Here is a 23,430-nt window from a genome sequence, read left to right on the forward strand (position 1 = left end):
AAGGCTCTTAATAACCAGGATTTTGTTCTAGCTTATCATTCAACTGAAGTTCGTCAAGAGGCAAATTACTCAATACTCTGTAATCAGCATAAGGAACAGTAGGTAGGTTTCTGTGCTTACGGATATCCAATCCGTTTCTTTTCAAATCAAAGAAACGATGACCTTCCATAGCAAATTCCACTCTTCTTTCCTGAAGAATTCTTTCAAACAGCGCATTTCCTGTAAGATCTGTAGCAACCGGAGCTAAATTACGCTTACTTCTCAGTGCATTCACGTCAGCTCTGGCACCTGCAAAATTATCGGTTTTGAATCTGGCTTCTGCTCTGATAAGGTAAAGTTCGGAGGCCCTCAGGATCGGAAGATTTTCAAGGAACTGACCTTTAGCTCCTCTCCACTTGTTAGAGCTGTAAACCGGGCCATTGAAACCCGCACGGGTAGTAGCTGTCCAAGTCTGCAAACGAATATCACCCGGCTCAATTGAATTGATCAATTGAATAGAAGCACTAAGGATAAACTGAGCACCTGGAGTTGAATTGGAAGTCAATGAACTTACTGAGTTGTTGACTCCATCTACAGTTGACCAGTCTACTTGTCTGATTTCCACTTCGAAAAGCGATTCCGGATTTGGGAAAGTATTGAATGAACTTACGTAGTTTGCACTTGTGACCAAACCTGTTCCGTCATTGGTTAAACCAGCCGTAGCCATTGCTTCAGTTGCCAAGACTTCAGCCCGATCATTTCTACCCCAATAGAGATAAACTCTAGCAAGTAATGCCTGAGCAGCACCTTTAGAAGCTCTGTAAACATTTGGTGAGCCTAAGTTAGCAGTAGGAAGGAGAGAGATAGCCTGAAGTAAATCAGCCTCCACTTGGGTATATACTTCCACATTGGTATTTCTTGCTCTCAAATCTGCATCAGAAAATCCCAAAGTAGGAGTTGTACGGATGATGGTGGACTTATTCCAGCCATTTACTTCTCTACCCGGCTCATATCCGTAGACTCGAGCCAAATCAAAGTGGTGTAATGCCCGCATGAAATATGCTTCACCTTTAATTCTATTTCGGAGTACTTCGTCAGTACCGGTTGCCTTGTCCACACCCCCAATAATAATATTCGCATCGTTGATAGCTCCAAAAGCACTGTAGGTTGTTGGAGTACCCCATATATTGATTCCTGCTCTATCGGCGTTAACCTCTTCTTGAATGTATCGACCGGTATTCGCAATAACCAATACGTTATCAGCAAGTACTTCCGGTGCAATCATCATGGTTTGACCGTAATAACTAAAATTCCTTGTACGGCCATACATGTTCAACGCAAGTCCATTGTATCCTGCCAAATCAACAAATACAGTAGCCGGAGTCAAACTTTGTCTTGGCGATACATCCAATTGATCCGCACATGAGGAAGCTATCAAAGCACCTCCCATTATCATTATTTTTAAAAGATTTTTCATCATGATTCTTAATTAGAAACTAAGACTTACGCCCGCGGTAATTTGCTGAGAATTTGGAAACGCAGCAAAAGTGTTGCCGATAGAATTTACTTCCGGATCGATACCGTTATACTTGGTGAAAGTGGCCATATTCAATCCTTGAACAAATACATTAGCCTGGGAAACACCAATTCGCTGAGACACAACAGGCGGAATAGCGTAACTTAAGGTCACTTGCTTCAATCTAATGTAGCTACCATCACTTAACTGTCTCGTTGATGTAGCAGTGTAACTAGAGCCACCTGGTCTAGCGCCACTTTCCCAAGGCATAGGATTGCTCACTACATCACCCGGCTGCTTCCAGTAATTCAACTGATTAACCAATTGGTTGTTTGGCCCTGAACCTGTGGAAGCTAGATTGATTAGATCTGAATTGAAAGCCTTATTGCCAAATTGTCCCTGGAAGAAAACCTCAAGAGATAATCCGCCATAAGTGAATGTATTTGACAAGCCACCGTAGGAAGTTGGAAGAGCTGATCCCTGATATCTCACATCAGCATCGCGGATTGTGTAGGTGTATTCGTTGTTCTCGTTGAGATACATCGGACGGCCATTCGCCGGATTTACACCTGCATAGGGAGTAGTATAAAAAGGAAATAGTGGCTGACCTACTACGATCGTGTTTCCGATTCTTTCTTCACCACCAAAGAGTGATATAACTTCATTTTCAAGAACTGTCACGTTAAATGCAGTCGACCATTGAAACTTTCCAGCGTTAATATTAACTGTCTGAATATCAAAGTCTATACCTTGGTTTCTTAATTCACCTGTATTTTGAGTGATTGATCCAAAGCCTGAATCGATTGGCAAAGGTGTATTAAACAAAAGGTTTGAAGAGTTCTTTCTCCAGAAATCAACCGTGGTGATTATACGACCATTGAACATCGTTGCATCAACTCCAATATTGAATGTTTCTGCCTCTTCCCAAGTCAACAAGTTATTTCCTAATTGATTCAGTACCAAGGAAGGACTTCCACCATATTGACCTGCAGAAGCAACAAGAGTTTGAGAAGCAAAATTTGGAATCTCGGAGTTACCGGTCACACCATAAGAAGCTCTTAATCTCAAATTATCCAGCCAGGTTGCGTTCTGCAGAAATTGCATCGAAGACAATCTCCAGCCTACAGAAACAGCTCCGAACGTACCAAAACGAACATCAGAACCAAATCTGGAGTGACCGTCTCTTCTCAGCGTAAAGTCAGCTGTGTAAGTGTCTTTGTAGTCATACTTCGCCTGACCAAACACACCCAGTCTTTTGAACTGTGTAAATGAAGATCCTACAGCAAGCGGTGTGGCCGCATTGTTCAGATATCTTAGGATAGGATTAGCGAATCCCTGACCTTGAGCAAATGTTAATTCACGGCTTTCAGTCTTGTATTCATAACCAAGGATACCACTTACAGTGTGCTTATCCGCAAACTTTTTGTTGAAATTAAAGTTATGGTTCGTATTAAAGTTTACATTTCGACGATCTGTATTCGTTGAATTACCACCTGCAGCACGAAACGCAGCAATTGTAGATGGTCTGTTGTTCTCATCACGGTTATCCGCAAAATCCAAACCCGCAAATGATGTAAAGCTCAACCAAGGAGTAAACTGATAGTTCAACTGCATGTTGGATACAGTCTGAACTGTGTTAGCTAGTCTAAGTTCCTGAGTTGCACCCTGAACGATGTTGTAACCAAACAAGTGATCAGATGGATAGTCTCTGAATGTGCCGTCTTCGTTATATATCGGAACATTCGGTCTTGCAGTGAAACCTGCCTGAAACGGAGAATTAATAAAGTTACCTCTTTCAATCGCTCCATTTGATTTCTGATAGGCCAATGATAAAATTGTATTTATAGTCAACTTTTTATTTGGTCTGTGAGTCAAGTTCAGACGAGTAGTAGCTCTTTCATAATCCGACTTGATTACCTGAGAACCCTGATCCGTGTAAGAACCTGAAAGGAAGAAGGTAGTCTTATCGTCACCACCGGAAAGAGATATATCATAGACACTCAACCTATCATCTCCGAAAGTTGCATCAACCCAACTGTTGTTAGGAAGATTTGGATCTTCTGGATTTCCATACACATTTGCAGCATTGATAGCTGGCCTTCCAGAATTCACAAAAGCATCACGCTTCAGTCCAGCAAGTTGCTGTGAATTCATGACCTCATAAAGGCCAAGCGGTTTAACAACACCTGTCTGTGCGGACAATCTTACTTTTGTTGAGCCTTTAGTACCTCTTCTGGTCGTGATGATTACCACCCCGTTAGCAGCCTGAGCACCGTAGATCGCACCAGCTGCAGCATCTTTCAACACTTCAATTGATTGAATGTCATTCGGGTTGATCGAAGCAAGCGCATTCTGAGATCCTTGACCTGAAAGGCTTCCGCCAGGAACTTGAACACCGTCAATGATGTAAAGAGGATCATTTCCCGCGTTTACAGAACCCACGCCTCTGATTCTCACGTTAAGTGCTCCACCTGGCTGGCCAGAAGTGGAAGTAACCTGTACACCTGCGATACGTCCTTGCATCGCACGATCAAAAGATTGCATTGGCAAATCTTGAAATACATCACCTTTTACAGATGATATTGCACCGGTAATCTCTCTTTTGGACTGGTCACCGTATGAAGTGACTACAAATTCCGAAAGAGCCCGAACATCAGGCTGCAAGGCAACATTGATGGTCATCTGATTCCCAATCGTCACCTCCCGTGTGGTTAAGCCCACGAAAGTGAAGACTAATACATTGCTTCCGGCAGGAACACTGATCGAATACTTACCATCCAAGTCGGTGGCAGTACCAATGGTTGTTCCTTTCACCAGAACTGTTGCTCCTGGTACACCCATATTATCCTCGACGGATGTTACGGTACCAGTGATCACACGATTCTGTGCAAACGCTTCAGCGCTTGCAAGGAAAAGCATGAGTCCTAGAAGTAAAACTTTCCTCATATTTGGTTAGATTTTGGTTTAATAAACTCAATGATATTTCTAAATCTTGAATATCTCAAGCGAATTACCACAAAAGGCGGGTAAAAGTTTATAAACCAACTCGGACGAACTCGTTGTACAAATCGATTTTTTCAAAATTTAATTCCGAAAAAATAATTTTATTCAGATTAATCGAACTATTATTTTGAAAATACAATGTTAACAAATATTAATTTGCAAAAAAAAAATTAACCTTCAGCGATAATACGAACAAAAACATCAGGATAGCTACATGAAAAATTACTAAAGTCCAATTTATTTGACTTTGGTAAAGGCAATCTCAGCCTCATTGAAATTATAATGAGGCGTACAATTACATATTTTTTACATGGGTTTTAGAATTATATTTTATGTGTATCCGCACTGATGCACGTGGACTAGATTTGGGGTATTTTGTATGCGGATACACGTCCACAGACGACTGTCAACAGTCCACAGCACATTCAATTGGAACTTAATTCTACCTTTATTTGGGTACGTGCAGCTAACCGAATACACATATTATATTTTGTATTTAATGTATATACAAAAGACATATAAATAAAAAAATCAAACGATTACTATTTACACATATCATTAGCCACTATCACAAAATTAAATTTTGAAATTTACAGAACTTGGATAGTAATTCGTCGGTTTAGTGCTTGATTTTCTGGGCTTGTATTTGGAACCAACGGCTCTTTGTCTCCTTTACCTTCGACTAGTACCCTGCCAGCATGAAGTCCTGCCATTACCAAGAACGTTTGAACACTCTTGGCCCGCTGCAAACTTAGGGTTTGATTGTAGGCCTGATTCCCAATGTTATCCGTATGGCCCGAAATCAAAATGTTAACATTTGGATTTTCCTGTAAGAATTTAAACAATCGGTTCAGTGAAGTCATGGAGGCGGGCTTCAGATCAAACTTATCAAAATCAAAAAATACATTTTCGAAAACAAACTGTTCTCCTGAAGCAACAGGGATTAGCTCTATTTTCAAATCCTTAACATTTTGAATCTTGTCGCGCTCCACATTGTAGATCTTGGGCAAAAATCCTTTTTTCTCCACATATAATCCTGAAACAGCAGTCTCTGGATAAAGCATCATAAAATCCCCTGTTTTTCCATCTGATTGAAATTGATACAGGGTACTGTCATTTTTCAACGAGACCAAGGACAATGTGGCTTCAATCGGCTGACCCGTTTTGGAATTGAACACCTTACCCTCTGTCACTGTGAGATTCTCTCCCAAATATATCTCCTCCGGAAACTTAAACCTGTACAGCAAGGAGCGGTCGTTTTCCTCTTCTTCTTTGGTCAATTCCGTGTAGTAGGCATAATCCTTTTTCGCCGTAATAAAGAGCGCAACCTGATCCAAATGATCATTGATCGGAAGTCCTAGATTCTCCGGTTTTTGAAATTCACCGTTTTTGACTCTGGAAAGAAAAATATCCATCCCTCCGAATCCCTGGTGCCCATCAGAAGCAAAAAACAGGATTTCATTATTAAAAAACATGAATGGCGAAATCTCATCTTTTGGTGTATTGACTATGCTTCCCAGATTTTTTGCATCTGTCCAGGAGCCGTCATTTTGGCGGACAGTATACCAGATATCATTTCCACCATACCCACCGCGACGATTGGAGGAAAAAAACAAAACCCGCCCATCTGCAGAAAGCGAAGGCTGGGAATCCCAGGATCGGGAATTGACCTTAGCACCCATATTTGTGGGCCGTTGCCAAGCCCCGTTCACCTTATAAGCTATATAGAGATCACAACTCCCCTGAGAGTCCGGCGCATCACAAGAGGTGTATATAAGTATTTTCCCGTCAGCCGTGACCGTACAGGTCCCTTCGTTAAAAGCTGAATTAATCGTTTGAGCAATACTTTGTGGCTTGGTCCAACTGCTGTCTCCATCGGCAAAGGCGGTAAAAATATCTTCCTTGTCAAAGTTTCCTGTCCCGTCCCGTTTGGTAAAGAGAATCTGCCCTCCGTCGGCTGTTAACACCGGAAAGTACTGTAGCTTAAATCCATTCAATGGTGAAGGAAGTATTTCTTTTTTAATTGAGCGGACGTCCCCGAGCTCGGTGCCCAAAAAATCCATCTGAACTTTCATCTGCGAATAGTAAATCGATCGCTTGAAGTTCTCATCAAACAGGGGGTCCACCTCCTGAAATTGCCGATACGCTTCTGTAAATTTACCCTGCTTGAGATATAGGTTAGAAAAAAGCCATCCGTAATCGGCGATATTTTTTGGTGTGGCATTTTTACCAGCCAATTTACCCTTTCCTTGTAAGGCTATTTTTTCCGCCTCCACCAATCGCCCTTGTGTGATCATCAACTGAGAAGCTTTAACATAGGCTTCCAAAAAAGACCCCTCCCGAGCTATGGCAGCTTGATATTTGGCTATTGCCTGATCATATTGTCTGGAAATTGTCAAGGCCTCCCCTTCTTGATAAAGTTTAATTGCCCGACTGTCAACAATAGAATAGGTTTGAGCCTCTGAACGGAGGATCAAGAAAAATACAATCAGGAAAAGGAAAACAGGGCGCATGGACTCAGGGTATGTCCATAAATTTATGAGTTTGCAGGGAAATATTCCATTTTGGGTGATTTTTAACAAAATCTATGATTTCGGCTGTAATCTTAACGGCCTTACTCCACTCAGGTTGTAGGCGCAGTTCACAGCTCTCATTCACTAGCCCTGCGTACTGTTCGGCAAACTCGTAATCGCTCTTGTTATAAATGACCACTTTCAGTTCGTCAGCCTCAGCAAAAATAGACGGATGTGGTTTTTTGAATTTTTTGGGAGAAAAACAAACCCAGTCAAAATCTCCAGAGAAAGGATGCGCACCCGAAGTCTCGATATTGGTGGTAAAGCCATGTTCTTTCAAAAGCTTGGTTAGCGGATCCATGTTGTACATCAAAGGTTCGCCACCTGTGATCACCACCAGTCTTCCCGGAAAAGCCAAAGCATCCTCCACGATTTTTTCGATGGACAAAACAGGCCACTTCGCTGCTTCCCAGCTTTCCTTTACATCGCACCAGACACAACCCACATCACAGCCTCCCAGCCGAATAAAATATGCGGGGTGTCCGGTAAATCTGCCTTCTCCTTGGATGGTGTAGAAAGCCTCCATGATTGGAAGCTGCAGCCCTGCGGCTACGAGTTCTTGGGTAGTCTGGGCTACCAAATCGAGCGTGTTCATGAATTTTTGGTAAAGCGGGAGATTCCACCGCTGAATGAATGGCAAAGGTAGGGTTTAGGATTGGGAAATTGAAAAATTTAAAAATTGGAAAATTAACCGAGCGTCAACTTCCCAATTCCCGCGGCGAAAACTATATGTAGCCGGATCTTAATCAACTCAAAAATTGAAAGATTTTCTTTTTGTTGAAATAAATCAATCCCAAAACTCCCAAAAATTTAAAAGCCATGGCTGCAATCAGGATATAATCCCCATTCGGGTTTCCATTGATTTTAAAATATATGCCAAGTATTGCTCCAAAGTAGCTCATTAAAATTAACTGAAGCATATTCTTATTTGATTTTGTCATTTGACTAGTTTTTAAATTATTAGTTTATCTCCTGAAGATATAAACAATTAATTGAAAAGCAGTTTTACAGAATTCTCATTTATAAAAATCCCCCTTGCCCCCTTTGATAAGAATTCTAATCACAATTGGCCATCGAACTAAATCGGAAGTTACAGCGGAATGATTTGGAAAATGGTATCCTAAATATGCTTTGAGAGAGCTATAGTGGGCATTCCATTCATTCTGAATTTCGTAACAAAATTTCAGATTTCTGACTTCGGCTTTCTGCCTTTATTACCTACTTTTCACAAGTTACAAGTGGCCAGTTTTCAGACTTTAGACTTTCGCCTTCACATTTTACTACTCACCCTTCACAACTTACAATTAGCGTTTTTCAGATTTCTCACTTTAGCATTTTTCCATTGCCAACAATTCCTTCCTCATCACAACCCGATAATCCTCCACTCCGCCTTTGGGAATGATCTTAATGATTTTAAAGCCCCGACTTAATCCGAATGAAATCATGGCAGGAAAGCGATTCCGGGTTTTGAAGAAAACAGCCTTAAATCCCTTTTCTCTCGCCCAATTTTCTTGATATGCTGCCAAAGCATCCGCTATCCCATGCTCACGAAACTCAGGCCTCACTCCCCCCATCCAAGAATAAAAGGTATCCGGCACATTATCTTGATACCCGACTTTAAAACCTAAAAGCTCCCCATCATTTTCGGCGACTAAAGCTAAATGAAGACGGTCCTTCAACCGCTCAGTGTAAAATTCCAGCGATGCCTTTCCCGGAAACTCCGGAATACGTTCGTGTACCCAGAGGAGTTCGGAAGGAGAAGCTTCTCGAATTTGATATTTCATTGAATTGGAAAATTTAAATATTGAAAAATTGGAAGATTACTGAAACCTCCAAGGACCAAATAAGTCTTGCCTTTGGGAAATTTTTCAATCTTCCAATTTTCAAATCTTTCAATTCTTTTTAACCGTCGGATACTTCACACCCAACTGCTCCAAATACGTATCGTACTTCGTCTCGTCGTAATAGAACTTCTCCAAAGAGGGGCGGAATTGCTTCATGATTCCCTCATTTAAGTAGATCGGTGGAGCATCTTCCTTAGTGATCATCGGCTTGTAAGTTTCTTCCTTAGTTTGCACATTTTTGAAGTAATCCCAAGCTTGATCGACGAGTTCAGGCTGAAGCAAAAAGTCCAAAATCGTCATCGCTTCTGCCTTTGCACCGGCAGTCACTCCTTTGTGAGCAATGGGTGTTGCCATCGCAATCGCATTACTCCAGTGGTGGCCGGGCAGCCCCGGAATGTTGGATGGAAATCTTAACGTCACTGTAGGTACTACCCATGACACATCTCCGATATCATCCGATCCGCCGGATATTGGCTCCTTCACCGGCAATCCCAGTGTATCCAATTTTGTAGGCATCCCTTCTTCTTTGGAACCCAATTCTTTCTGAACCGCTTTTGCCAAAGTCTGATCATTTTCATCCCAAGCAGGCAAACCCACCTTGAGGATATTCTGATACATCTTTTCAGCGATCACTTTATTAAAGTGTCTTGGCCAGGCGGTTCCCAAAACTTTGGAAGTCATCGTCGTCCCCGTCATCAAAGCAGCACCTTTCGCGATATCATTTGCCTGCGCATACATTTCCATGATGCCGTCATATTTCACATCACGGAAATAATACCAGATCGAAGCTTTTGAGGGCACCACATTCGGCTGATCACCTCCATCGGTGATGACAGAATGTGATCGCTTCAACGGATGCAAGTGCTCGCGCTTATAATTCCAGCCAATATTCATCAGCTCGGTAGCATCAGCAGCACTTTTGCCTCTCCAGGGTGCTCCTGCGGAATGCGCCGCATCTCCCGAAAAAGTATATTCCACCGAAATCAAGCCGGTTCCACTTGCTTGTCCCCAGCTCACTCCCAGGTTATTTGCCACGTGGGTGAAAATACAAAGGTCAACCCCATCAAATTTCCCGTCTCGGGTAAACCAAGCCTTTGCAGCCACCAATTCCTCCGCAATTCCGGGCCAAAGGATCAAGGTTCCGCCAATCCTTTCCCGCTCCATGATCTGCTTGACAGCAAGAGCAGCCGTAATATTCAGCGGAATCCCTGCATTGTGTCCTTCTCCGTGCCCCGGTGCACCTTCGACCATGGGTTTGTGATAGGCTACTCCCGGATATTGGGAAGCTTTGGGGATATTATCTACATCTGACCCAAGAGCTATGACCGGACCCTCGCCGTTTTTCCAAGTAGCAAACCAAGCGGTAGGAATCCCTGACACACCTCGCTCGATGGTGAAGCCATTTTGCTCCAAAATTCCAGTCAGGTATTTCGAAGATTCAATCTCCTGAAAACCAAGTTCCGCAAAGCTGAAAATCTTGTCCACCATCACTTGACTTTGCTTGTGATTGGCTTGTACAATTTGGGCTACTTCGGTCTTTAATGCATCGATTTGCTTCGGAGTGTATTTCTTTTGTGCCAAAGCTGAAAAGGCAAGACTCCCAGCCAAGGCCATACTAAACAAAAGTTTCTTTCTCATAAGTTGGTGGTTTTGTAATTCTGGAAAATACTAAAAAGCAGGAAGCCTTTGAAATAAAGTTGACTAAAGGAAAGAAACCGAGGCTGAGAGGAATTAGAAAATTGATTACCAAAGCCGCCTGATTTTTCTATTTTTGCAGGCGTTTAGCAGAAAAATCTAAAAATCGGCAAAGGACGGAGGACCGAAGTGGCCTGAATCATAGATTTGAACCTTGCTTTTCATGAGAATCTCAATCTTGGGACAATAAAAACGATTAGAAAAACCAATAGCAATCAAAAATCAAATCATGGTGGAGTACAACTTCAGGGAAATCGAGCAAAAGTGGCAAGCCTTCTGGAAAGAAAATGAAACATTCAAAGCCGAAGTGGACCCAAATCGTCCCAAGTTTTATTCCTTGGACATGTTTCCTTATCCTTCGGGGGCCGGTCTCCACGTTGGCCATCCACTGGGTTACATCGCCTCTGATATCGTCTCCCGATTCAAGCTGCTCAAAGGCTTCAATGTCCTCCATCCGATGGGCTATGATTCTTTCGGTCTGCCTGCAGAGCAATATGCCATCCAAACCGGGCAGCATCCTGCCATTACCACTGAGCAAAACATCACCCGCTATACAGAGCAGCTGAAAAATATCGGTTTTGCTTTCGATTGGGACCGGGAAGTACGCACCTCTGACCCGGCTTATTACAAGTGGACGCAGTGGATTTTTATGCAGCTTTTCAATAGCTACTATGATTTGAATGCTGACAAAGCTTTGTCGATTGACGCTTTGATTTCCCACTTTGAAAAAGAAGGAAACACGAGTGTCAAGGCAGTTTGCGATGACGACACCCCAACTTTTACAGCTTCTGATTGGGACACATTTTCTGAGAGAGAAAAGCAGGAAATGCTCCTGAAATACCGTTTGACTTTCTTGGCTGAAACGACCGTCAACTGGTGTGCGGCTTTGGGTACTGTACTTTCCAATGACGAGGTAAAGGACGGATTCTCAGAACGAGGTGGTCATCCTGTGGAGCGAAAGATGATGATGCAATGGTCCATGCGGATCACCGCCTATGCAGACCGTTTGCTACAAGGACTGGAAAAAGTGGACTGGTCCGAACCCATCAAGGAAATGCAGCGCAACTGGATCGGAAAATCCATCGGTACCGAAATGGTCTTTCAGGTCAAAAATTCCGATAAATCCATCAAAGTATTCACCACACGAGTAGACACGATCTATGGCGTAACATATTTGGCTTTGGCACCGGAAAGTGAACTTGCTGCTTCACTCATCACTGAGGATCAAAGAGCTATTGCGGAATCCTACATCGAAGTCGCGAAAAACCGTTCGGAGCGCGAGCGAATGAGCGATGTCAAAACCATTTCGGGAGCTTTCACCGGTTCATATGCAATCAATCCATTCAACGGAGAGGAAATCCAAATCTGGGTTGCGGACTATGTCTTGGCTGGTTACGGAACCGGTGCTGTGATGGCCGTGCCTGCGCATGATGAGCGGGATTACAACTTTGCGAAGCACTTCGGTCTCGAAATCCGCCAAGTGATCGACGGCTCGATGGAAAACGGTTCTTTCCCAGGCAAAGGCGGTTTGATCATCAATTCAGGCTTTATTACTGGATTGTACATGAAAGAAGCCATGGAGAAATGCATCGAATTCCTCGAGATAAAAGGCATCGGAAAAGGCAAAATCCAGTTCAGAATGCGGGATGCAATTTTTACACGTCAGCGCTATTGGGGCGAACCGCTTCCGGTTTATTTCAAGGACGGACTGCCTTATCTGATTGAAGAAAAAGACCTTCCTTTGGTATTGCCTGAGGTAGATAAATACTTACCCACAGAAGACGGCGAACCTCCACTCGGCAGGGCAAAAGACTGGACCTACAAAACTGCTGATGGAGAATTTCCTTTGGAAATGAGTACCATGCCGGGTTGGGCAGGTTCGAGCTGGTATTTCTTCCGCTACATGGATCCGAATAATGATTCCGTTTTCGCCGACAAAGCCAAAACCGACTACTGGGGCGCTGTGGATTTGTATATCGGAGGATCTGAGCATGCAACCGGCCACTTGCTCTATTCCCGTTTCTGGACCAAGTTTTTGTATGATTTGGGCGTGGTAAGTATCGATGAGCCATTCCAGAAGATGATCAACCAAGGAATGATTCAGGGAAGATCCAATTTTGTGTATCGAATTAAAGGTACCAACACCTTTATATCGCATGGAATAAGAGATCAGTATGAAACCTCTGCCATACACGTGGATGTAAACATTGTTAATAATGACCAACTCAATCTGGACAAGTTCAAAGCTTGGAGACCGGACTTAGCGGATGCGGAATTTATCCTGGAGAACGGCAAATATGTCTGTGGCTCGGAAGTGGAGAAAATGTCCAAGTCCAAGTACAACGTGGTCAATCCGGACGACATCATCGAGCGATACGGAGCCGACACCTTGAGACTCTACGAAATGTTCTTGGGCCCTTTGGAGCAGTTTAAGCCATGGAATACCAATGGAATCGATGGCGTATTCAAGTTTCTGAGAAAACTCTGGAACCTGTATCACAATACTACGGGTGAATTTGCAGTTTCCAATGAACCTGCAAGCAAAGAGGAAATAAAGGCGTTGCACAAAGCCATCAAAAAGCTGGAAGACGACATGGCCAATTTCTCTTTCAATACCTCCGTGTCCAGCTTTATGATCTGTGTGAATGAACTGACCGCTTTGAAATCCAACAAGCGGGAAATATTGGAACCTTTGGCGATTTTGGTTTCTCCTTATGCCCCGCATATCGCCGAGGAACTTTGGGCGCTATTAGGTCATACTACCTCGATCACGACATCGGTTTTCCCGGAGTTCAAGGAAGAGTATTTGGTTGAGAGCAACTTCGAATATCCTGTAATGATCAATGGCAAGCTACGGGCAAAGCTGAATCTCTCGCTTTCTCTTGCAGTTCCTGAAATCGAAAAAGCAGCCTTGGCCGATGCCAACGTTCAAAAATGGCTGGAAGGCGAAGCTCCCAAGAAGGTGATCATCGTGCCGGGTAAGATTGTGAATTTGGTGGTTTAAGTAGTCATTACATTGAAAATCAATGGGCCAAGGGATTATTCTTTTGGCCCAATTTTTTAGAGTCACCAGCAATTGAAATCACTTTCAAACCTTTGATGATATTACTATTGGAATTTTTTAACAATTGATCAAATCAATACATAAACCCAAACAGCCACAGCGGAATTTTCTTGGGATTACCGTATTCAATGTCATCGGCAGCGATAAAACTATTTTTAACTCCCTGAATCTGCTCGGTAGTTTTATTTTTGCCCCCTACTTCAAAGATGTACTTACCATTGACCCTAAAATCACCATCCTTTACGTACTCAACGGTATGGGCATGTGAAAGCTGATTGATAAAGAAAGTCTCCCTTAAGTTACCCAAGTCGGCATTTTTTGGAGTAAAGGCAAACTGGAAGTTGGTATTTTCGAGGTAAATTTTTTCCGGCTTTTGCATTTGGGTAATTCCCTTGATGTCCTTGTAGAGGTTTTTGGTCAAATGGGCCTCTTGCAGGAAAAAGAGGTAGCTCACCAAAGTGTTCCTGTTGATGCCTATGCGCTCGCTAAGCTTGGTTACATTTGGAATAAAGGGAACTGACTCGGATATGATATGCAACAAATGCTTCAGCTTGGGAATGTAGGAAATATCCACACTCCGCAGCAGGGGCAACTCGATCTCCAAAGTCATGTTCACTACTTCCTCCAAACGTTGATGGTACAGATCCGGTACCTCCTGAAAGAAGGGGAAGTAGCCATGGTTTAGGTATGCGCCAAAATGCTCCAGAGGCTTTACCTTTTGCAAGACTTCCCTTGCAATGGAAACATGGTTTTCAATCAGAGCTTCCAGGCTATGTATAGGGAATTTATTTTTTGTCTTGATCACCAAGAACTCTCGGAAAGACAAACCCTGCATGTAGTATATCACCGCCCTTCGGCTGAGGTCAGCGCGGGCATTTAGGATTTCCAGCATAGAGGAACCTGTAAACACAATCTTCAATTCCGGGAAGTCATCGTAGATGTTTTTGATTTCGATGGACCAATTGGGGTATTTATGTACCTCGTCCAAGAAAATGTATTTGCCTCCTCTTTTGACAAAATGATCTACCAAGTCCAACAGACTGTTCTGTGCAAACCAGATATTGTCCAAACTCACGTATAAAGTTTTATGGTCAATGGGCAGGTTTTTCTTGATGTATTGGAGCAGCAGGGTGGTTTTCCCTACTCCTCTTGGTCCTTTGATACCGATCAACCTCGCCTCCCAGCGGATCTTATCAATTATACTTCGGACAAAGTCCAATGAAGTGGCATCAATTTTCTTTAAAAATTTTTCATCTATGAATTCCATAACATTGCTTATTATAATAAGCAAAAATAAGTATTTATGCTTTATATAAAAGGCTATAATAAAATTATTTGCTTAATATACCAAGCAAATATTGGAAAAAAAGCTATGCTTGATAGGTATTGATTCACGATAAAAATCAGGCAGGATTTCGCTGATTTTTTTTTCGGCATAATCGAAAACAGTCTAATCAAAAAATGAGAATATTGAGATATCTGAAACTAACCTAATCTGCCCACATCTGCGACTTTTCCAGCGGAAATCTGCAGGAACAAAAAAGTTTAATCAACTAAAATAGCTCATTTTCAACGATTTGTGCACTTTCCCATTTTACTGAATAACCCCATTTTGATCCATGAACCTTCTTGTTACAAATAGCGAAGTCATCAAATCGCTTCGTAAAAAGCACAAAGTGAAAAAACTCTATGCTTTTGGTTCGGTTCTAACACCAGCTTTTAATGAAGAAAGTGATGTTGATTTTGTGGTTGAATTTGAAAGAAAATCAATTGACGACTTTGCCAGTAACTATTTTGAATTAAAATTCGCTTTGGAAGACCTCTCAAAAAGGGGAGTGGATTTGGTCGAATACTCTGCCATCAGGAATCCTTACTTCAAAGAGGAAATTGATGAAACAAGAGAATTGATTTATGGACAGAAAAATTAAAACCCATCTTTTTGACATTTTAACCTGTATAGAGGAGATTGAGCAATTTTTTGAAGGAGAAGAAGTTTAACTCGATATCTTTCTACGTGACATTAAAACAATCCGATTCGATCATCAAAACTTTCTTGAAACTTTTGGCTGGATGCTTCTCAGCCCGGAGTAGTTTAATGGTTACTCGACCGAAAATAAAATGATGTCGAACTGAGAGTAGCTTTACTGACTCCAAATCCTAAAAATGGGCCTCCTATTAGCTACAGGCGAAACACCCACCACCAAAAATGAACGAATAGAGCAAAAAAATGGAAAGACCGAAAAGTAAATTTGATTTGTTAGGACTCCTTACTATATTTACAATGGCAATTTTGCCATAAACTTAAATCCCTATCAAATGACAAAGTCAGTATTTTACCACGCAGGTTGCCCTGTATGCATTAGTGCAGAGCAAGACATCGTATCGCTTATCGGTAGTGCTAAAGTTGAAATCGTCCATTTAGGCGAACAAAAAAACAGAATTGCCGAAGCAGAGGCCAAAGGCGTAAAATCAGTACCAGCTTTGCTAACACCCAATGGCAATGTGCTTCATCTCAATTTTGGTGCGTCTATGGCTGATGTTAAAGGCTAATTTTTTCGCCTTGCAATATTAGGATTCCTAACTTAGCAAGGCTCTTTCTATAAATCACAAAATTTCAAAAATATGAAAGTAGCAGTTTGGGATACTTATGTGACAAAAAAAGACGGTAGTATGATGCACTTCGATATTATCGCACCTGAAGAGATAAAAGATGCTGAAACAATATACAGTTACGGTAGGACATATCTCACAACAAAAAATCAAGACGGGCAACTTCTAACATCAAAAGAATGTGGATTTTGCCATATTGAAACCGTAAAACCCCAATGGAAAGAGAGTATTGAAAAACAAGGATATTTTATTTACGAAATGGAAAACTGCAATTAGACGAAATGCCCATGAGAAAGGCTTCTCACACAGGGGAATGATTATCCAGGGCATTCCATCTGACTATTAAAAAACAAAATATAAACAGATGAAATACCCATGTCGAAAGAGCGACACACAGGAGCATGATTATCTGGGGGTATTCCATGTGGCAATTAAAAACCAATTTATAAACACATGAAATCACCATTTTCCCTAGACAGGCAAAACCAAAAAGTTGAAAGCAAAATTGTCGTGGCTTTGGAACGTATCGCAGAAGCTTTTCGTGTTTTGCTTTGGCTCGAAAGCAAAGAGAATGCTTTAAGTCCAATACAAATTCAGATTTTGATTTTCCTGCTTTTCCATTCGGACGAAAAGTGCAAAGTGAGCTATTTGTCTCAGGAGTTCAATATGACCAAAGCCACTATCAGCGATAGTGTTAAGCTGTTACTTCAAAAAGGACTTATTCAAAAATTTAATAACCCAATAGATACACGTAGCTACATCATTGGTTTGACTCCCGCAGGTAAACAGACAGCCGAGAAATCGGCAAACTTTGCCTTTGCGATTGAAAAACCTTTGTTTACGCTTTCAAATGAACAAAAAGAAATCATCCTTTCGAGCTTGCTAAACCTTATCCACGAACTCCACAAGGCAAATATCATCACCATTCAACGAATGTGCTTTACCTGTGTCAACTATCAACACGATGAAGGACAGCATTATTGTAAGCTCTTGCAATCTCAACTACAAAACACCGAATTAAGAATTGATTGTGCGGAACACGAGTTGATTCCTGCTTGAAAATGCCGGTATATGATGTATTCATCTATTGAGAAAAGGTAGATTTAGCGAACCACTACCCTACTACTCTCATATTCCCAGATTTTTTTACTTAGTTTTTTCTGAAGTTGGATAATAAGTTCTCGGTGATTTGGGTCTGCGATGAGGTTGTTTATTTCCAATGGATCCTCAGCAAGATCATACAATTCCTCATGCCCGGGATCATTGAGGTAGCGGAAGTATTTCCAACGCTCGGTACGGATGGCTTCGCTAGGTGGAATGATCGGAGTTTGCCAAAGGTGCTCAAAAAGCAATTCTTCCCGCTTGGGGAGTTGGTTAGAGTGTAGTGAAAGACCCTGCCAAGCTATGGGTATTGGAATTCCAGCCAAATCCAGAATTGTGGATGGCACATCAATATTCAGGGCAAAATCCTTCACCCTATTTCCTCCTTTTTCCCTCGGGTCAAAGACAATCAAGGGTACTCTCAGCGAAATGTCATACATCAGCCACTTGCCCGCAAGTTGTCTTTCGCCTAGGAAATAGCCATTGTCTCCCATCAGGATAATCACTGTGTTTTCTGCCAAGCCTTTTTCTTCAAGAGTTTTTCGGATTTTACCGATTTCCGCATCCACTTCAGAGATCATACGGTAGTAGCCTTTGACACTATGCTGGTACTTTTCGGGGGTATCGTATCGCCAATGCCAACGAGTGCGGTTTTCCCCTTTACGGACGTATTCTGGTTGCGCTTGAAAATAGGAGTCCTCCTTCAGCAATGGATCGGGAATCGTGATATTTTGATACATCGTATCATACTCCGGTGACCAAAAATATTGGAGCTTGGCCGGGTCATGGGCATGAGGTGCGCTGAAACTCAGGGAAAGCATAAAGGGCTTTGAACTCGGAGCATTTGCGATAAAATCAATCGCCTGCTGTCCGGTATAGCGGGTCAGGTGGACGGTATCTTTTCCCAAAGTCTTGAAGAAATAACCCCTCCGATCGTCAAACTTTCCATTCCGATCGTAATTATCACCTTGGTCAAAAAGCCCATCAAACCCTTCGTAATTCACCCCAAACTTTCCAAAAAATCCGGTAAAATACCCTGCCTTTCGCAGTTCGACAGGGTACGACTGGTTGATGTAGGGTGCTTTGATATCCCCCTGCCCAAAAGTATAGCCATGCGTTCGCTCATACATTCCGGTCAAAATACTGGCCCGGCTCGCTGCGCAAATTGGAGTAGTAACAAAGGCATTTTCGTAGTAAGTCCCTTGTGCAGCCAACCGATCCATCTCAGGTGTCTGAATAATCGGATTCCCGGAAAAACCCAAGGCATCCCAGCGTTGGTCATCGGTGAGGATAAAAATGATGTTGGGACGGTTTTGTTGCGCGAAAGCCTGAAAACTTAGGCTCAAAAGCAAGGCTAGGAATAGGAGGTTTCGCATTATTGATAGTTTCGGACTATCCAAGAGACAAAGTCTTTTCCAGGTAACTATCCTGCTCAAAGAAAAAATTGAAGAACTGTCCAACTTTTTTAATTTTAGCTAAAACCATTTCTAATATCCTCAGCAGCTAATCCCCCTCACTTTTGAAAAAACTCCTTCTCCTGCTCATCATCTACCTGGCCTTTATCAGCTTGGGACTTCCGGATTCGCTGTTGGGATCGGCATGGCCGGCGATGGTTGAAGGTTTGGGTGTCCCCCTGGATTATGCCGGAATCATCGCTATGATCGTAGCGTCTGGCACGGTGATTTCCAGCCTTTTTAGCGGAAAACTGATCGATAGATTTGGCGTGACGGCGGTGACTACTTCCAGCGTGGGAATGACAGCTTTGGCCTTGATGGGTTTTGCCTATTCAGATCACTTTCTCTTCCTGTGCCTTTTGGCGATTCCCCTCGGACTTGGCGCAGGAAGTGTAGATTCCGCGCTAAATAACTACGTCGCACTGCACTTCCAGGCCAAACACATGAATTGGCTACATTCCTTTTGGGGTGTAGGAGCCGCCATCGGACCGCTAATCATGGCAGGTTATTTGGCCAAAGGTGATTCCTGGAACAGCGGCTATCAAACTGTCGCTTGGATTCAAATTGGCCTGGTGGTGATTTTGCTCCTTTCATTTCCCCTTTGGGTAAAAAACCAAAAGACATCGGCATCAACTCCAGAATCAAGGCCATCAAACTTCTTAAAACTTTTAACAAGGGTTCCCGGATTGAAACAAGCCCTTGCGGTGTTTTTCTGCTATTGCACGATTGAGGCGACTTTTGGGCTATGGGGTGCGAGTTTCCTGGTTTTCGAAAGGGGATTTGAAGTCGATCAGGCGGCAAGGCTTACTTCCTTGTACTATTTGGGAATCACAATCGGACGATTTTTTTCCGGTTTTTTGACGCTTCACTTGACCAATCGCCAATTGGTTCAACTTGGACTTGGAGTGATTGCCTTGGGTCTGGTGTTGCTTTTCCTTCCATTTTCAGGAACGATTTTACCCGGGTTTCTACTGATTGGCTTGGGTTGCGCACCGATATTCCCGAGTCTGCTGCATGAGACTCCTGTTAATTTCGGAGAAAAGCACTCTCAAACCATCATGGGTATGCAGATGGCGAGTGCCTATATGGGAATTACGCTGATGCCTTTTCTCTTTGGGAAAATTGCAAGCTTTACCGGATATTCCTTCCTTTTGGGCTATTTAGGGATTTTCTTGATGTTGATTTTCGCAATGACCAACTTGATGAATAGAAAAGTTAAACCCGAAAAAATCTTGTAATTTCTTTTAAAATCACCTAAAAAATGAAAACACTTCTTACCACCTCGTTCCTTATCCTTTCGATCCATTGGTTTGCTGTGGGTCAAACCCAAAATGAACAACTTCTCCAAGTCGACCTTGGCTGGGAAAAAGCACTTTTGGAATCTGATGTTGCTTTTTTGGAAAATCTGCTAGCGGATAAATTTGTTTGGGTGCACAATCACGCCGGACAAATAGACGGAAAAGAGGCCGCCGTTGGCAGAGCAAAACGAATCAAAGCAGGACAGGCAGACGACACAAAAAATCGTACTTCTCGGGATCAGCAGGTGGTGATTGTAGGAACCACCGGAGTGGTCAGCGGCTACACCGTGGTGGACCGAGGTCCAAGTCCGACGACTTATCATTTTATGCGGACCTATGCGCTCGTTGATGGGCAGTGGAAACTTTTGGCGAATCATACGATGGCCATTCCGGAGGAGGAATAAACAGTAGGCAGTCGCAGTGTACACAGTCTTTAATCCCGTGATCATTGAAAATTGACTTTGATCAGTGCTCAATTCAATAAATGGCCCTAAAATCGGACTCAAAAAACCTACAAACTAATCATCCTTCATGAAATCAATTCACAGCTTTCTTGGAATTGCACTTTTTACTGCTATCTGGAATCAAGTACAAGCTCAAAAATTTCAACAGGTTCTCCAATCAGAAATCACAGAGTCGAATCCGGGAATCCTATTCACGGTTGAATCCGGAGATGAAAGCTTTTCATGGTCAGGGGCTGCAGGAATCAACGATCGGGCACTCGGTGACTCTCTGCAAATCGAAGAAACCTTCCGCATCGCTAGTGTCACAAAGACCTATGTCACGGCAGGTATTCTCCGACTGATGGAAAAGAGTATTCTGAAGCTGGAAGACCCGATTTCCAAACACATTTCTCAGGAACATACAAAAATTCTATCGCAGGATTATGATTTGGATAAGATCACTATCAGGCAGATTTTAAGGCATTCAGCAGGTTTCTTTGACCACACCAATGCACCTGAGTTCTTTGAGACCGTTGTCAATGCTCCAGATCACGAATGGACTCGCACCGAACAACTACAAATGGGTGTGGAAAAAGGAGATCCCATTGGCCCTCTGGGAAAGCAGTTTAGCTACTCGGATACAGGCTATGTGATCTTAGGTGAATTGATCGAAAAGTACACCGGCAAGAGCTTGGACAGTGGCCTGAAGGAATTGCTGAGAATAGAGGCGCTCGGACTTAACCGAACTGACTTTGAAAGAATGGATGCCGAAACAGATCAGCTGCGCATCCACCAATACTTCCAAGGACGGGACACCTATCAGTTTAGCCCAACAATGGATTATTACGGTGGGGGAGGAATCCTTTCAACTACGCAGGAATTGGTCGATTTCTTTCAGGCACTTTTTCAGGGAAAAGTCTTTGAAAAAGCCGAAACACTGGAAATCATGCTGGAGCCTGTGACCTATGAAACCAAAGCAAGAATGGATTACCAAATGGGCATGTATAAAATCAAGGTCAATGGCCTGGAAGCATTTTCTCACTCTGGATTTTGGGGTACTCAAGTCATCTACATCCCCGAACTCAATCTGTACATGTCCGCGAATTATTCAGGTGGCTGGAGAGGAAGCGCGGTGGCTCCGATTTTTGAAAAGATTCTTTTGGAGATGGGGAAAAGCAGCGAGTAGGCAGTCGCTGTGTTCAGTTCGCAATTCCTAGATCATTGTTCATTACAATTTACCATCAACTATTTACTAAATAAGTAGACAATAGTCAGCCGCAGTGTCCAGTCTCTAATCACTTGATCATTGTTCCTTGAATTTGATCATTGAGTTTGATAATAGGTCATTGATCATTCCAATTTACTATTAACTATTTACTACTCACAGTCTCGCTTCTTGTCTCTGAATCCAAATACTTGATACTTGATACCTTGCTGCTAAATACTTTTAGAGCCCATACTTCTCCCCCATTTCCCGGATCAACTTGTAGCCATTTTCGGCCATATCCCAAGGTTCGGAAAAGTTTCGCCAGACTCCAATGGCATTGGCAAAAGCCGGATCGTTGCGGGTGAAGCCCTCGATGGTCAGCCAACCGGAATAACCGACTTTCTTCAATCCTTCAAAAGTTTCGTCAAAGTTGACATGCCCCGAACCCGGAGTGCCCCGGTCGTTCTCTGAGATATGAAAATGTCCCAGTCGTGGAGCGATGAATTCTATGGCTGCCCCGAGTTTTTTCTCCTCCATATTCGCATGGTGGGTGTCAAACATGGCCTGAACGTTTGGATGATTGACCTTAGCCAGTAAGTAGTCCAGTTGCTCCATAGTATTCGCCAAGTAGCATTCGAAGCGGTTGAGGGCTTCGGGAGTCATCAAAATTCCCAGCTTTTTTCCGTAATCTCCAACTTCATGCAGGACCTCTGCGGACCAGTTGTACTCGTCCTCGATCGGGGCGCGGGATGCAAAAGTCGCAAAAGCAGAATGGAAAGGCCCGCAAAGGACTTGGGAATTCAGATCAGCAGCACGGTCAAGAACCCACTTGAGTTTTTCGATGGACTTTTCGCGGACCTTAGCGTCAGGTGAAATCGGGTTTTCCTCCGGACTCAATACCGTCACCGTAGTGACTTCGAGTCCGATGTTTTTGCAATGGTCTCCGACTAGGCGGCATGCTTTTTCATCAGTACCGCCTACAAAAAACTCTGCTCCATCGTAGCCGATAGCTTTCAATCGGTCCAAAATCGGCAGTAAGCCTTCTGAAATCTCCGCTGACCAAGCCAGCACGTTGAATCCTATTTTGTTCATGGTTTTTAAGTTAATGGACCATAGTGGAAATTCCGGACGATACTGACCCCTGTTCCGGGGATACTGACCCCCCTCTAAAATGGTTTGGTATTGGATTACTAATAGCCTGACAATTTTACATTTTTTTTCTTAATGAGTCTCCTGTGAGTTCGATACGGTAGCAAGAATGCAGAAGACGGTCCAGGATTGCGTCGGCAATGGTTTCTTCTCCGATGACTTCATACCAACTTTGCACGGGCAACTGGCTGACGATAATGGTGGATTTTTTTCCGTGCCGGTCTTCGATGAGTTCCATCAGGTCAAGTTGGTGCTGTTTTTCAAGATGGGTAAGCCCGAAGTCGTCCATAATCAGCAGGTCTGTTTTGGCGATGCGGTCGAAGAATTTAATGGCAGTGCCTTCTAGCCTTGCCATTTTGGTTTTGAGCATAAGTTTCTGGGTGTTAAAGTAGGCGGCTTTGAATCCGAGCAGACAGGCCTGATGTCCCAGAGCGGAAGCCAGATAGCTTTTGCCGCATCCGGTGGCCCCGGTAATGAGTACCGATTCGCCCTTG

Annotated in this window: 19 protein-coding genes; 8 read left to right on the forward strand and 11 right to left on the reverse strand. The window is 43.0% G+C overall.

Annotation, left to right across the window (positions count from 1 at the left end):
* Window positions 1-7: 7 nt before the first annotated feature.
* The 7 genes from BLQ81_RS19145 to BLQ81_RS19170 all read right to left on the reverse strand — a co-directional run bounded on the left by BLQ81_RS19145 (window position 8) and on the right by BLQ81_RS19170 (window position 10,553).
* The gene (locus BLQ81_RS19145) at window positions 8-1,456 is read right to left on the reverse strand and encodes a RagB/SusD family nutrient uptake outer membrane protein (RefSeq protein WP_092733766.1); all 1,449 of its coding nucleotides are present in this window, start codon (window positions 1,454-1,456) and stop codon (window positions 8-10) included.
* A 12-nt stretch (window positions 1,457-1,468) separates the two neighbouring features.
* The gene (locus tag BLQ81_RS19150; RefSeq protein WP_092733769.1) at window positions 1,469-4,441 is read right to left on the reverse strand and encodes a SusC/RagA family TonB-linked outer membrane protein; all 2,973 of its coding nucleotides are present in this window, start codon (window positions 4,439-4,441) and stop codon (window positions 1,469-1,471) included.
* A 647-nt stretch (window positions 4,442-5,088) separates the two neighbouring features.
* Window positions 5,089-7,011, reverse strand: a complete 1,923-nt coding sequence (locus BLQ81_RS19155) for an OmpA family protein (RefSeq protein ID WP_092733772.1) — start codon at window positions 7,009-7,011, stop codon at window positions 5,089-5,091.
* A gap of 4 nt (window positions 7,012-7,015) precedes the next feature.
* Window positions 7,016-7,666 carry a 7-carboxy-7-deazaguanine synthase QueE gene (locus tag BLQ81_RS19160; RefSeq protein WP_092733775.1) on the reverse strand — a complete coding sequence of 217 codons (651 nt, stop codon included), beginning with the start codon at window positions 7,664-7,666 and terminating at the stop codon, window positions 7,016-7,018.
* A gap of 151 nt (window positions 7,667-7,817) precedes the next feature.
* Complete coding sequence (locus BLQ81_RS22110) at window positions 7,818-7,991, reverse strand: hypothetical protein (RefSeq protein WP_217636689.1); 174 nt, start codon at window positions 7,989-7,991, stop codon at window positions 7,818-7,820.
* 408 nt (window positions 7,992-8,399) lie between these two features.
* Window positions 8,400-8,855 carry a GNAT family N-acetyltransferase gene (locus BLQ81_RS19165; protein ID WP_092733779.1) on the reverse strand — a complete coding sequence of 152 codons (456 nt, stop codon included), beginning with the start codon at window positions 8,853-8,855 and terminating at the stop codon, window positions 8,400-8,402.
* 108 nt (window positions 8,856-8,963) lie between these two features.
* The gene (locus BLQ81_RS19170) at window positions 8,964-10,553 is read right to left on the reverse strand and encodes a peptidase dimerization domain-containing protein (protein ID WP_092733782.1); all 1,590 of its coding nucleotides are present in this window, start codon (window positions 10,551-10,553) and stop codon (window positions 8,964-8,966) included.
* A gap of 286 nt (window positions 10,554-10,839) precedes the next feature.
* Between BLQ81_RS19170 and leuS the strand changes: the two genes are divergently transcribed.
* The gene (leuS, locus tag BLQ81_RS19175) at window positions 10,840-13,614 is read left to right on the forward strand and encodes a leucine--tRNA ligase (RefSeq protein WP_092733785.1); all 2,775 of its coding nucleotides are present in this window, start codon (window positions 10,840-10,842) and stop codon (window positions 13,612-13,614) included.
* Window positions 13,615-13,747: 133 nt separating this feature from the next.
* Here leuS and BLQ81_RS19180 read toward each other — a convergent pair whose 3' ends face one another.
* Window positions 13,748-14,941, reverse strand: coding sequence for an ATP-binding protein (locus BLQ81_RS19180; protein ID WP_092733788.1), 1,194 nt, complete (start codon window positions 14,939-14,941; stop codon window positions 13,748-13,750).
* A 352-nt stretch (window positions 14,942-15,293) separates the two neighbouring features.
* Here BLQ81_RS19180 and BLQ81_RS19185 point away from each other — a divergent pair, with 352 nt between their 5' ends.
* The 4 genes from BLQ81_RS19185 (at window position 15,294) to BLQ81_RS19200 (ending at window position 17,343) form a co-directional block, all read left to right on the forward strand.
* Complete coding sequence (locus BLQ81_RS19185; RefSeq protein ID WP_092733791.1) at window positions 15,294-15,602, forward strand: nucleotidyltransferase family protein; 309 nt, start codon at window positions 15,294-15,296, stop codon at window positions 15,600-15,602.
* Window positions 15,603-15,990: 388 nt separating this feature from the next.
* Window positions 15,991-16,224 (forward strand): thioredoxin family protein, encoded by a 234-nt coding sequence (locus BLQ81_RS19190; RefSeq protein WP_092733793.1) that lies wholly within the window; start codon window positions 15,991-15,993, stop codon window positions 16,222-16,224.
* A gap of 72 nt (window positions 16,225-16,296) precedes the next feature.
* Window positions 16,297-16,560: a DUF2024 family protein gene (locus BLQ81_RS19195; RefSeq protein WP_092733795.1), complete on the forward strand. Its 264-nt coding sequence runs from the start codon at window positions 16,297-16,299 to the stop codon at window positions 16,558-16,560.
* 177 nt (window positions 16,561-16,737) lie between these two features.
* A complete protein-coding gene (locus BLQ81_RS19200) occupies window positions 16,738-17,343 on the forward strand; it encodes a MarR family winged helix-turn-helix transcriptional regulator (RefSeq protein WP_092733798.1) in 606 nt (201 codons plus the stop codon).
* 44 nt (window positions 17,344-17,387) lie between these two features.
* Here the strand turns inward: BLQ81_RS19200 and BLQ81_RS19205 are convergent, their stop codons facing one another.
* Entirely contained in the window at window positions 17,388-18,761 is a 1,374-nt protein-coding gene (locus BLQ81_RS19205) for a sulfatase family protein (RefSeq protein ID WP_092733802.1), read from the reverse strand.
* Between the two features lie 143 nt (window positions 18,762-18,904).
* On the opposite strand from BLQ81_RS19205, the gene BLQ81_RS19210 reads away from it, so the two are divergent.
* The 3 genes from BLQ81_RS19210 to BLQ81_RS19220 all read left to right on the forward strand — a co-directional run bounded on the left by BLQ81_RS19210 (window position 18,905) and on the right by BLQ81_RS19220 (window position 21,766).
* A complete protein-coding gene (locus BLQ81_RS19210) occupies window positions 18,905-20,077 on the forward strand; it encodes an MFS transporter (RefSeq protein ID WP_092733805.1) in 1,173 nt (390 codons plus the stop codon).
* 23 nt (window positions 20,078-20,100) lie between these two features.
* Window positions 20,101-20,541 carry a nuclear transport factor 2 family protein gene (locus tag BLQ81_RS19215; protein WP_092733808.1) on the forward strand — a complete coding sequence of 147 codons (441 nt, stop codon included), beginning with the start codon at window positions 20,101-20,103 and terminating at the stop codon, window positions 20,539-20,541.
* Window positions 20,542-20,668: 127 nt separating this feature from the next.
* Window positions 20,669-21,766: a serine hydrolase domain-containing protein gene (locus BLQ81_RS19220; RefSeq protein ID WP_092733811.1), complete on the forward strand. Its 1,098-nt coding sequence runs from the start codon at window positions 20,669-20,671 to the stop codon at window positions 21,764-21,766.
* 261 nt (window positions 21,767-22,027) lie between these two features.
* On the opposite strand, the gene BLQ81_RS19225 is transcribed toward BLQ81_RS19220, so the two are convergent.
* Complete coding sequence (locus tag BLQ81_RS19225) at window positions 22,028-22,879, reverse strand: sugar phosphate isomerase/epimerase family protein (RefSeq protein ID WP_092733814.1); 852 nt, start codon at window positions 22,877-22,879, stop codon at window positions 22,028-22,030.
* A 115-nt stretch (window positions 22,880-22,994) separates the two neighbouring features.
* The coding region (locus BLQ81_RS19230; protein ID WP_139183680.1) for an ATP-binding protein at window positions 22,995-23,430 on the reverse strand (436 nt) is incomplete at its 5' end.

Source organism: Algoriphagus alkaliphilus (assembly GCF_900103735.1).
Classification (GTDB): Bacteria; Bacteroidota; Bacteroidia; order Cytophagales; family Cyclobacteriaceae; genus Algoriphagus; species Algoriphagus alkaliphilus.

Excerpts from the sequence above, each read along its gene's own strand:
- BLQ81_RS19145 (WP_092733766.1), bottom strand. The coding sequence starts at position 1,456 with ATGAAAAATCTTTTAAAAATAATGATAATGGGAGGTGCTTTGATAGCT.
- BLQ81_RS19150 (WP_092733769.1), bottom strand. The coding sequence starts at position 4,441 with ATGAGGAAAGTTTTACTTCTAGGACTCATGCTTTTCCTTGCAAGCGCT.
- BLQ81_RS19155 (WP_092733772.1), bottom strand. The coding sequence starts at position 7,011 with ATGCGCCCTGTTTTCCTTTTCCTGATTGTATTTTTCTTGATCCTCCGT.
- BLQ81_RS19160 (WP_092733775.1), bottom strand. The coding sequence starts at position 7,666 with ATGAACACGCTCGATTTGGTAGCCCAGACTACCCAAGAACTCGTAGCC.
- BLQ81_RS22110 (WP_217636689.1), bottom strand. The coding sequence starts at position 7,991 with ATGCTTCAGTTAATTTTAATGAGCTACTTTGGAGCAATACTTGGCATA.
- BLQ81_RS19165 (WP_092733779.1), bottom strand. The coding sequence starts at position 8,855 with ATGAAATATCAAATTCGAGAAGCTTCTCCTTCCGAACTCCTCTGGGTA.
- BLQ81_RS19170 (WP_092733782.1), bottom strand. The coding sequence starts at position 10,553 with ATGAGAAAGAAACTTTTGTTTAGTATGGCCTTGGCTGGGAGTCTTGCC.
- leuS (WP_092733785.1), top strand. The coding sequence starts at position 10,840 with ATGGTGGAGTACAACTTCAGGGAAATCGAGCAAAAGTGGCAAGCCTTC.
- BLQ81_RS19180 (WP_092733788.1), bottom strand. The coding sequence starts at position 14,941 with ATGGAATTCATAGATGAAAAATTTTTAAAGAAAATTGATGCCACTTCA.
- BLQ81_RS19185 (WP_092733791.1), top strand. The coding sequence starts at position 15,294 with ATGAACCTTCTTGTTACAAATAGCGAAGTCATCAAATCGCTTCGTAAA.
- BLQ81_RS19190 (WP_092733793.1), top strand. The coding sequence starts at position 15,991 with ATGACAAAGTCAGTATTTTACCACGCAGGTTGCCCTGTATGCATTAGT.
- BLQ81_RS19195 (WP_092733795.1), top strand. The coding sequence starts at position 16,297 with ATGAAAGTAGCAGTTTGGGATACTTATGTGACAAAAAAAGACGGTAGT.
- BLQ81_RS19200 (WP_092733798.1), top strand. The coding sequence starts at position 16,738 with ATGAAATCACCATTTTCCCTAGACAGGCAAAACCAAAAAGTTGAAAGC.
- BLQ81_RS19205 (WP_092733802.1), bottom strand. The coding sequence starts at position 18,761 with ATGCGAAACCTCCTATTCCTAGCCTTGCTTTTGAGCCTAAGTTTTCAG.
- BLQ81_RS19215 (WP_092733808.1), top strand. The coding sequence starts at position 20,101 with ATGAAAACACTTCTTACCACCTCGTTCCTTATCCTTTCGATCCATTGG.
- BLQ81_RS19220 (WP_092733811.1), top strand. The coding sequence starts at position 20,669 with ATGAAATCAATTCACAGCTTTCTTGGAATTGCACTTTTTACTGCTATC.
- BLQ81_RS19225 (WP_092733814.1), bottom strand. The coding sequence starts at position 22,879 with ATGAACAAAATAGGATTCAACGTGCTGGCTTGGTCAGCGGAGATTTCA.